The following is a 7,768-nucleotide window of genomic DNA, read 5'->3' on the forward strand; positions in this document are numbered from 1 at the left end:
GTTTGAAAAGAAAATACAAAGATTTGCTTTTTGGCTGAAATGGAGTTATAATAAAAACAAGTTGTAGAGAGTGGAAAACCTAATTCATATATTGTAAAGGGCGATCACTTATAGGTTTATGACTGGTACCTTTTTCAATGTGTGAATTTTTATTTGCTTGCTGCAAAGAACAAAGGAACATGTTAATCTTTATTTGGAGGTGTAATTCACATGCAAAACGGAACAGTAAAATGGTTCAACGCTGATAAAGGCTTCGGTTTTATCGAAGTTGAAGGCGGAGAAGATGTATTCGTACACTTCAGCGCTATTACAGGCGAAGGCTTCAAAACGCTGGACGAAGGTCAACGCGTGCAATTTAAAATTGTACAAGGAAACCGTGGTCCTCAAGCAGAAGAAGTTGTAAAACTGTAATTAAAGCATAGCTGCCTTTAACATGTTATAATGGTAAAGGCAGCTTCTTTTTTTTGATCAGTTATATAAAAAGTCGGCCCATTAGTTGTCGAGGCAGGAGTCCGGTGGGACGTGAAACTTCCGCTAAGTGTAGGCTTCTGTGAAATAACGTCGGTTAGATGTTTTTCCATAACAAAGGGGGTAGAAGTCATGTATAATCGCAAAAAACCGTTGGAAGAGATTCCACAAGCTGATGCAGCAATCTGGGAATGTACTAGTGATACGTGCAAAGGATGGATGCGGGACAATTTTGCGTTTGATAACGTACCTACTTGTCCGATATGTGCTTCTGAGATGGTCAGCACGACTAGGATGCTACCATTGCTTGAGAATTCGAATAGTAATCTGAAAACGATGCCTAAAGGAAATCGGATTTAACATAGCTTACCCGCCTCTAACGAGGTGTTTTTTTTTAAGATCAAATAGACACCCTCTGCGAAGGTAAGGGTATTAAATATGAAGTTCCCGGCATTCGTTTTGGCGAATGCCTTTTTTTGTATCATTTTTTAACAGTAAATATAGTGTAATTGACGTGAATCGTATGAAAAAGATAAAGACCCTTTTCGCTATAAGCAAAAAGGGTCTTTGTTATGACTACAATTTTTACAACGATCAGATTGGAATTTAGATGAACAGGAACGGTAGCAGAAACAATGTTGCTACCAGAGCCAGATCGATTCCTGCTCCATAGCCGTAACCCCCACCGTATCCTCCGTAACCATATCGACCGTAGGCCGAAGATTTAACTTTTTTTGTTGCAACAGCGTTTTTCTTGCTGCTTTTTACCAGCTGCTGTTTGGATTTGACTGAACACAGCCGTGGTCCCTCGAAACACCCGTTCAAATAAATTTTGCCATCACGACATTGACTAAGCGTACCATACATATGCTTACCGTCGTTCATAACGAGACAAACGGAACGTCCAACGTGCGGAGAAACCGTTTCTTCACATACCCGATTAATTCTGTACATGCAAATCCTCCTCATTAGATGCGGTTGCCGCTTGAATTCAACGGTTTGTATATCATAGTAAAAAGAAGACCAATTGGTATGGACGAGTACCCGGAAAATCGAATGGGGAGGAGCCGTTTTTGAATCTACTCCATACACTGGGAGAAGTGAGGAGGGGGTGTCGCGTGGATTATCATGACATGCTGGCTCGGTTAGGGGAGGGAAGTGCCCATCCTGGAGGATTTTTGGCAACACTGAAGTTGCTGGATAGCTTATCTCTGCCTGTGAGTAATCATATTCTTGAGATAGGGTGCGGCACTGGGAGGACTGCGTGTTACCTGGCTAAAAGTGGATATCGGGTAACGGCGATTGATCTTCATCGCAATATGCTGGATAAGGCAGTTCGGCGAGCGAGACGAGAACGGGTGGATGTTCAATTTGTTCAGGCTGATGTAACATCGTTACCTTTTCCGGAAAATCATTTTGACGTGGTATTTGTGGAGTCGGTCACGATCTTCACCCCATGGCGGAGTGCACTTGCTGAGTATAGAAGGGTGTTGGAGCCCGGAGGACTTTTAGTGGATCGGGAGATGGTTCTATCAGGCCAGAAGACCGAATTGATGTGTCGCAGGTTAAAGCAATTTTACGGTATACGAACCCTGGTAACGGCCACAGCATGGAGAAAACGCTTCAAGCAGTGTGGTTTCAACAAGGTAGAGGTCAAAGAACATTCGCGATCCATGGGAAAATGGGGCGTTGATCATGATCCACATCGCGAGATCGATATGAATTGGTTTGAGGATGAACGTATGCAGCGAATGAGTCAAACCAATGATCGTTTGCTCGCGAAATACGGCAAAAAGTTGGGATATGCTGTTTTTGCGGCTAGGGCACCGTTGGAGGTCAAAAACGAAAAATAGGAAAAAGACAACTCACACAATCGTGTGGGTTGCCTTTGGTTTGTTCCGACAGAACGTACTACAGCATATCGTTGTCGATAATCCGCCAGTGGTGTTTGAGCAGGGCTTCCAGTTGGTTCTTATCTTTGGCTCGAAAAGCACTTAAAATTTGCCGGTGCTCTTCATTAACTTCGAGCAGTACCTCAGATAGCTTTGGTTTATTATCACTAACATAAGATTGCCGGATGAAACTGTTCTTCAATGTGTTTAACATCTCAATGACTGTTGCATTACCACATCGCTGAATGTACAGATTATGGAACTGATATTGGTTTTTGTTGTAGGCAGCAAGATCAAGCTGGCTGATATCTTCGTCCATTCGAACAACCAGAGTTTCCATCTCCAAAAGTTCAGATGGTCTGAGGTGGTCTGCTGCAAGTGTGGCAGCAAGTGCCTCCAGCACACCGATCGCTTGGGAGAATTCCAGTTTTTTGCCTGCATCAAAAGGAGTGACAATAAATCCCCTGCGTGGGATGTATTGCAGCAGATTGTCTGAAGCCAGCTGGAAAAGCGCCTCCCGAGTAGGCGTGCGACTGATGTCCAGCTTTTTGCATATTTCTGCCTCGTTGATCTTCTGGTTGGGAAGCAACGTCCCGTCTTGAATCTTCTGGGCAATGTAATCGTATACGTGATCTTTCAAGGACCGGTATTTGGGTACCTCCATACCGAATCCTCCTTTCTATGTATAGTGAATAAATAGCTGGGTGTGGGGCCGTACTGTACGCGCCGTTCAGGAGTTTCAAGTTTTTATCATCTTAACACCGAGGGGGAAGTTGGGCAAGCAAACTTCATGTTTCAGCTGATGTAAATGCCATGTTATATATAGCACATTTTATGGAATTAGAGCGTATAAATGTTTAAATAATGATTGTTATAAACCAAATTATTTGTTAGTATTACTTACATATAAGTCCATATATTGTCTTATATATATTGTATACAAACCATTATGTTACTCATTCAAAAAAAAGAATAGGGGTATGATGTGTGAAAAAAGTGCTTTTGCCAATGATGCTGTTGTTAGTGGTTGTATTCATGTCCGCATGTGGGCAGGAAAAAACGACAGAGACCCGATCAGACGCTACTTCGTCTTCGGGCAGTAGCTCTGCGGAAAAGGAAGTCATTGTACTTGGAACCAGTGCGGACTATGCACCCTATGAATTTCATAAGAAAATTGATGGTAAAGATACCATTGTAGGTTTTGACATCGAGATTGCCAAAGAAATTGCGGCTGATCTGGGAGCCGAGCTGAAGATTGAGGACATGGACTTTGATGGCCTTCTTATGGCCCTTGGTACAGATAAGGTTGATTTTTGATATCAGGCTTAACCCCTACCGAAGAACGAAAGAAGAATGTTGATTTTACGGATATCTACTATTATGCAGAGCAGGCTGTACTTGTTAGAGATGGGGAAGGTGCGGCATTAAAGTCCATGGATGATCTATCAGGTAAACAGGTTGGTGTACAAAAGAGTTCCATTCAGGAAGGGATTGCTCGGGAAATAGAGGGAGCAAAGCTCACTTCTCTGGCCAAAATACCTGAACTGATTCTGGAGTTGCAGACGGGGCGTGTAGACGCACTCATCCTGGAGAAGCCGGTGGCTGAACAGTATGTGAAGAACCAAGAGGGGCTTGTTGTTGCAGGTGTGAAGATTGAACAGGCTGAAGACGAGGGTGGTTCGGCCATCGCGGTGAAGAAAGGTAATCAGAAGCTGCTGGATCAGATCAACACTACATTGGAAAAGCTCAAAACGAACGGAGATATTGAACGGTTCGTCGTTGAAGCAAATGAGATGCTCGGCGAATAAACCGGACGAGTGAGGGATATGCCGTGAATTTAGATTTTTCCTTTCTATTAGAACATTGGCAGGATTATGCACGAAGTGCGTGGGTCACGCTTGAACTTTCCTTCTTCGGTGTATTGTTTGGTACGTTGCTGGGTGTAATCATGGCGCTAATGCGAATATCCCGAATATGGCCAATTAAATTTGTGGCATCGGCGTATATTGAACTCATTCGAGGAACACCAATGCTCGTACAGATTCTTATTATTCATTATGGTCTGACGGTTGTAGGTGTGAACTTGCCGGCATTTATGTCGGGGGTGGTAGCTCTGACGATGAATAGCTCGGCTTATATGGCGGAGGTGTTCAGGGCCGGGATTCAAGCGATTGATAAAGGACAGACCGAAGCTTCGCGCTCCCTTGGTATGACAAATGGGATGACACTTCGTTATATTATACTGCCGCAGGCTTTTCGTAACATGCTTCCAGCCATCGGTAATGAATTCATTATTATCATTAAAGATTCTTCGCTTGTCTCCATGATCGGCATAGCCGAGATTATATACACGGCCAGAACGATTCAGGGTGTTACGTTCCAGCCGCTTGCTCCGCTACTTGTTGCCGCCGGCCTCTATTTTATAATCACATTTACACTGGCTAATTTACTCTCTTGGTTGGAACGTAGACTTTCTACTTCTCGCTAACTATGGATAAAGGATTGGATTCGAGAAAGGCTTGGATTAGACTGGAGTGGAAAAAGAGAGATATAGTCGTAAATGGCGATGGTATCGCATACATTGTTATTGTATTTTGTATACAATATTTTGGAAAGGTGTTGGGTGTGTATGTCAGATTCCAAAATGTTAATTGATTGGTCGGAGCGTTATGCTGCACCTAATTATCATCCGCTCCCAATTGTAATTGAACAGGCGGAAGGGGTATGGGTGGAAGACCCTGAAGGCCGCCGTTATATGGATATGTTAAGTGCGTACTCTGCATTGAATCATGGTCATAGACATCCTGTGATCATACAGGCGCTCAAGGATCAGGCAGATCAGGTTACGCTGACATCACGGGCATTCCACAGCAGCACCGCTTCTCTTTTTTATCAGAAACTCTCACAATTCACGGGGAAATCGAAGATTCTCGCCATGAATACAGGAGCGGAAGCGGTGGAAACTGCGGTGAAGGCGGTACGTAGATGGGCTTATCGTTGCAAAGGTGTACCGGAAAATCAAGCCGAGATCATCGTATGCTCTGGTAACTTTCATGGAAGAACTCTGACGGTTACGTCCTTTTCTTCTTCAGCGGAGTATAAAAAAGATTTTGGACCGTTCACACCTGGATTCCGGATTATACCCTATGGAGATATTGAAGCGCTGAAGCAGGCCATTACACCAAATACGGCTGGTTTTCTTGTAGAGCCTATTCAGGGCGAAGCTGGAATCGTTATCCCGCCTGATGGATATTTGGCAGAAGCTTTTGCTCTGTGTAAGAGCCAGCAGGTGTTGACTGTATCTGATGAGATCCAGACCGGATTTGGAAGAACGGGTCGCCGTTTTGCCTCCGACTGGGAAGGGGTTGAACCAGACATCTGGATTATGGGCAAAGCGCTGGGGGGAGGAGTCATGCCCATCTCGGCTATCGCTGCTGATGCGCAGATACTTGATTTGTTTGAGCCGGGGTCTCATGGTTCTACGTTTGGGGGCAACCCACTCGCTTGCGCCGTGGCTATAGCAGCTCTGGATGTTCTTGAAGATGAGAAGCTTGCTGAGCGATCGGAGCGTCTGGGGAACTATTTTATGAAAAGACTTCGAGATATTCGCAGTTCAGCCATACGGGATATCCGGGGGAAAGGCTTATTTATCGGTGTTGAACTGCATGAACCAGCCCGTCCTTATTGTGAGCGTTTGATGTCTACTGGACTGCTGTGTAAAGAAACCCATGAGACAACCATTCGATTTGCTCCACCACTGACGATTAAAGAGTCTGAGATTGACTGGGCACTGGAGAGAATTGAGCAGGTGTTGATCACCAATGAGGGAGCTGACCTACATGAAAAATGATGATGATGTACATGGTGGAATAAAAGATACTTCTATTGATACAAGTCAAACAACTGTGCGACGTAATATTGCTATCATTAAGGTTCCTTTTGGACTCGGTGGAGCAAGAGGTGGAGCAGAGTTGGGGCCAGATGAATTGATTACAGCTGGACTGAAGCGGGAGATTGCGAGTCTTGGGCTAGTGCTTTCCAAAGAAGTGCGGGTAGATTGTCCTTCTGAACCGGCTGCCCCTATTGAGCGAAATTGTGTAAAACACTTAAATGAGGTACGTCAGGTCAGTCAGAAGGTGTGTAGTGAAGTATCAGGCGCAGTAGAGGAGGGTGCTTTCCCACTTGTGCTTGGGGGAGATCATAGTGTAGCGATTGGTACTTTTGCCGGGCTAACAGCGCATTATTCGAATTTGGGTGTGATCTGGTTTGATGCGCATGCAGACTTGAATACGGAAGAACGTAGCTTGTCCGGTAATATGCATGGGATGAGTGTGGCTGCATCCTTGGGGCATACTGCATTCAATCTGTCGCACATTGCTGGAGCAGGCGCGTTTATTGATCCGTCCAACTTGGTCTATATTGGTCTGCGTGATCTGGATGAGTATGAGAAAGAGCAGATTAAGGAGATGGGAATCCGAGCATTTACGATGCATGATATTGACCGGATGGGAATAAAGCAAGTTATTGAGGAAGCAATAGCTACAGCGGGAAAAGGGACAGATGGTATTCATGTCAGCTTCGACATGGATTGTCTGGATCCGCGGGAAGCTCCGGGTGTGGGCACCCCAGTACCTGGTGGTCTGAATTACCGAGAGGCACATTATGCATTGGAGATACTTGCTTCCACAAATCAAGTTACGTCGATGGAACTGGTTGAGGTGAATCCATTGTTTGATCACAATAGACATACGGCAAGGCTTGGTGTGGAACTGATCGCTTCGTTACTTGGTAAGCGCATATTGTAAGCGCTGAGAAGTGAAGTGGGGTATGTGGGCTGAGCCTAAGGAATATACTTTCTTAGTTATTATAGAAGGAAAGAAAACTGAGATCTCCGAAAACTAGGGCTAGTCACAATCAATTGTCCACTGCAATCGCAGTGGAAGTGGCTTCCCTGGTTATGTTTAATGGATATGTATATTAGAAGCACCGTAATAAGGATGCTGAGAGTTATTTGTATGTACAGGCGTCAGATTACATATTGTGCTGATGATGTGAGTTGATTATCATTATTGAAAAAAAACTTGCAATTGAAATCTGTACATGGTATATTCTAATTCCGGCCAAGAAAACACGGTTTACACGGTGCAGCAAGCGAATAAAATAAGCTTCGAAAGAAACTTAAAAAAAGAGCTTGCAAAGTTGGTTCGGACATGATATTATATAAGAGTTGCTGAAGAGAACAACATTCGGTAACGAAACAAGTTTGATCTTTGAAAACTGAACAACGAGTGAGTAAACATTCTGCTTGCAGAATGAACGCAAAAGTTTGAGACAAGCCTTGGCTTGAATCGGCTGGAGCACAAATGAGATTTTTAATCTCGTCAGATTCAAAATGAGCTTATCGCTCT

At 44.2% G+C, this 7,768-nt stretch carries 8 protein-coding genes and 1 pseudogene; 7 read left to right on the forward strand and 2 right to left on the reverse strand.

Annotated elements, in window-relative coordinates:
• The first annotated feature begins 210 nt into the window (after positions 1 to 210).
• A complete protein-coding gene (locus tag AC1DE7_RS31145; RefSeq protein WP_024633772.1) occupies positions 211 to 411 on the forward strand; it encodes a cold-shock protein in 201 nt (66 codons plus the stop codon).
• Between the two features lie 189 nt (positions 412 to 600).
• Positions 601 to 828, forward strand: a complete 228-nt coding sequence (locus tag AC1DE7_RS31150) for a cold-shock protein (RefSeq protein ID WP_017691121.1) — start codon at positions 601 to 603, stop codon at positions 826 to 828.
• Between the two features lie 246 nt (positions 829 to 1,074).
• Here AC1DE7_RS31150 and AC1DE7_RS31155 read toward each other — a convergent pair whose 3' ends face one another.
• On the reverse strand, positions 1,075 to 1,422 hold the full coding sequence (locus AC1DE7_RS31155; protein ID WP_074093127.1) for a hypothetical protein: 348 nt from the start codon (positions 1,420 to 1,422) through the stop codon (positions 1,075 to 1,077).
• Between the two features lie 164 nt (positions 1,423 to 1,586).
• Between AC1DE7_RS31155 and AC1DE7_RS31160 the strand changes: the two genes are divergently transcribed.
• Entirely contained in the window at positions 1,587 to 2,321 is a 735-nt protein-coding gene (locus tag AC1DE7_RS31160) for a class I SAM-dependent methyltransferase (RefSeq protein ID WP_477535843.1), read from the forward strand.
• A gap of 58 nt (positions 2,322 to 2,379) precedes the next feature.
• Here the strand turns inward: AC1DE7_RS31160 and AC1DE7_RS31165 are convergent, their stop codons facing one another.
• On the reverse strand, positions 2,380 to 3,024 hold the full coding sequence (locus AC1DE7_RS31165; RefSeq protein ID WP_036671927.1) for a GntR family transcriptional regulator: 645 nt from the start codon (positions 3,022 to 3,024) through the stop codon (positions 2,380 to 2,382).
• 371 nt (positions 3,025 to 3,395) lie between these two features.
• On the opposite strand from AC1DE7_RS31165, the pseudogene AC1DE7_RS31170 reads away from it, so the two are divergent.
• The 4 genes and pseudogenes from AC1DE7_RS31170 (at position 3,396) to rocF (ending at position 7,165) form a co-directional block, all read left to right on the forward strand.
• Positions 3,396 to 4,168, forward strand: a pseudogene (locus tag AC1DE7_RS31170) (transporter substrate-binding domain-containing protein).
• Positions 4,169 to 4,191: 23 nt separating this feature from the next.
• The gene (locus AC1DE7_RS31175; protein ID WP_036671925.1) at positions 4,192 to 4,848 is read left to right on the forward strand and encodes an amino acid ABC transporter permease; all 657 of its coding nucleotides are present in this window, start codon (positions 4,192 to 4,194) and stop codon (positions 4,846 to 4,848) included.
• A gap of 141 nt (positions 4,849 to 4,989) precedes the next feature.
• Positions 4,990 to 6,210 carry an ornithine--oxo-acid transaminase gene (locus AC1DE7_RS31180; RefSeq protein ID WP_477535844.1) on the forward strand — a complete coding sequence of 407 codons (1,221 nt, stop codon included), beginning with the start codon at positions 4,990 to 4,992 and terminating at the stop codon, positions 6,208 to 6,210.
• A complete protein-coding gene (gene rocF / locus AC1DE7_RS31185) occupies positions 6,200 to 7,165 on the forward strand; it encodes an arginase (protein WP_477535845.1) in 966 nt (321 codons plus the stop codon). The genes AC1DE7_RS31180 and rocF overlap by 11 nt, the downstream gene beginning before the upstream one ends.
• Positions 7,166 to 7,768: the final 603 nt, after the last annotated feature.

The sequence above is a fragment of the Paenibacillus sp. 10L310 genome (assembly GCF_056395745.1).

Bases quoted from the DNA above. Each gene is read 5' to 3' on its own strand.
- AC1DE7_RS31150 (WP_017691121.1), top strand. From the start codon at position 601: ATGTATAATCGCAAAAAACCGTTGGAAGAGATTCCACAAGCTGATGCA.
- rocF (WP_477535845.1), top strand. From the start codon at position 6,200: ATGAAAAATGATGATGATGTACATGGTGGAATAAAAGATACTTCTATT.
- AC1DE7_RS31180 (WP_477535844.1), top strand. From the start codon at position 4,990: ATGTCAGATTCCAAAATGTTAATTGATTGGTCGGAGCGTTATGCTGCA.
- AC1DE7_RS31165 (WP_036671927.1), bottom strand. From the start codon at position 3,024: ATGGAGGTACCCAAATACCGGTCCTTGAAAGATCACGTATACGATTAC.
- AC1DE7_RS31145 (WP_024633772.1), top strand. From the start codon at position 211: ATGCAAAACGGAACAGTAAAATGGTTCAACGCTGATAAAGGCTTCGGT.
- AC1DE7_RS31155 (WP_074093127.1), bottom strand. From the start codon at position 1,422: ATGTACAGAATTAATCGGGTATGTGAAGAAACGGTTTCTCCGCACGTT.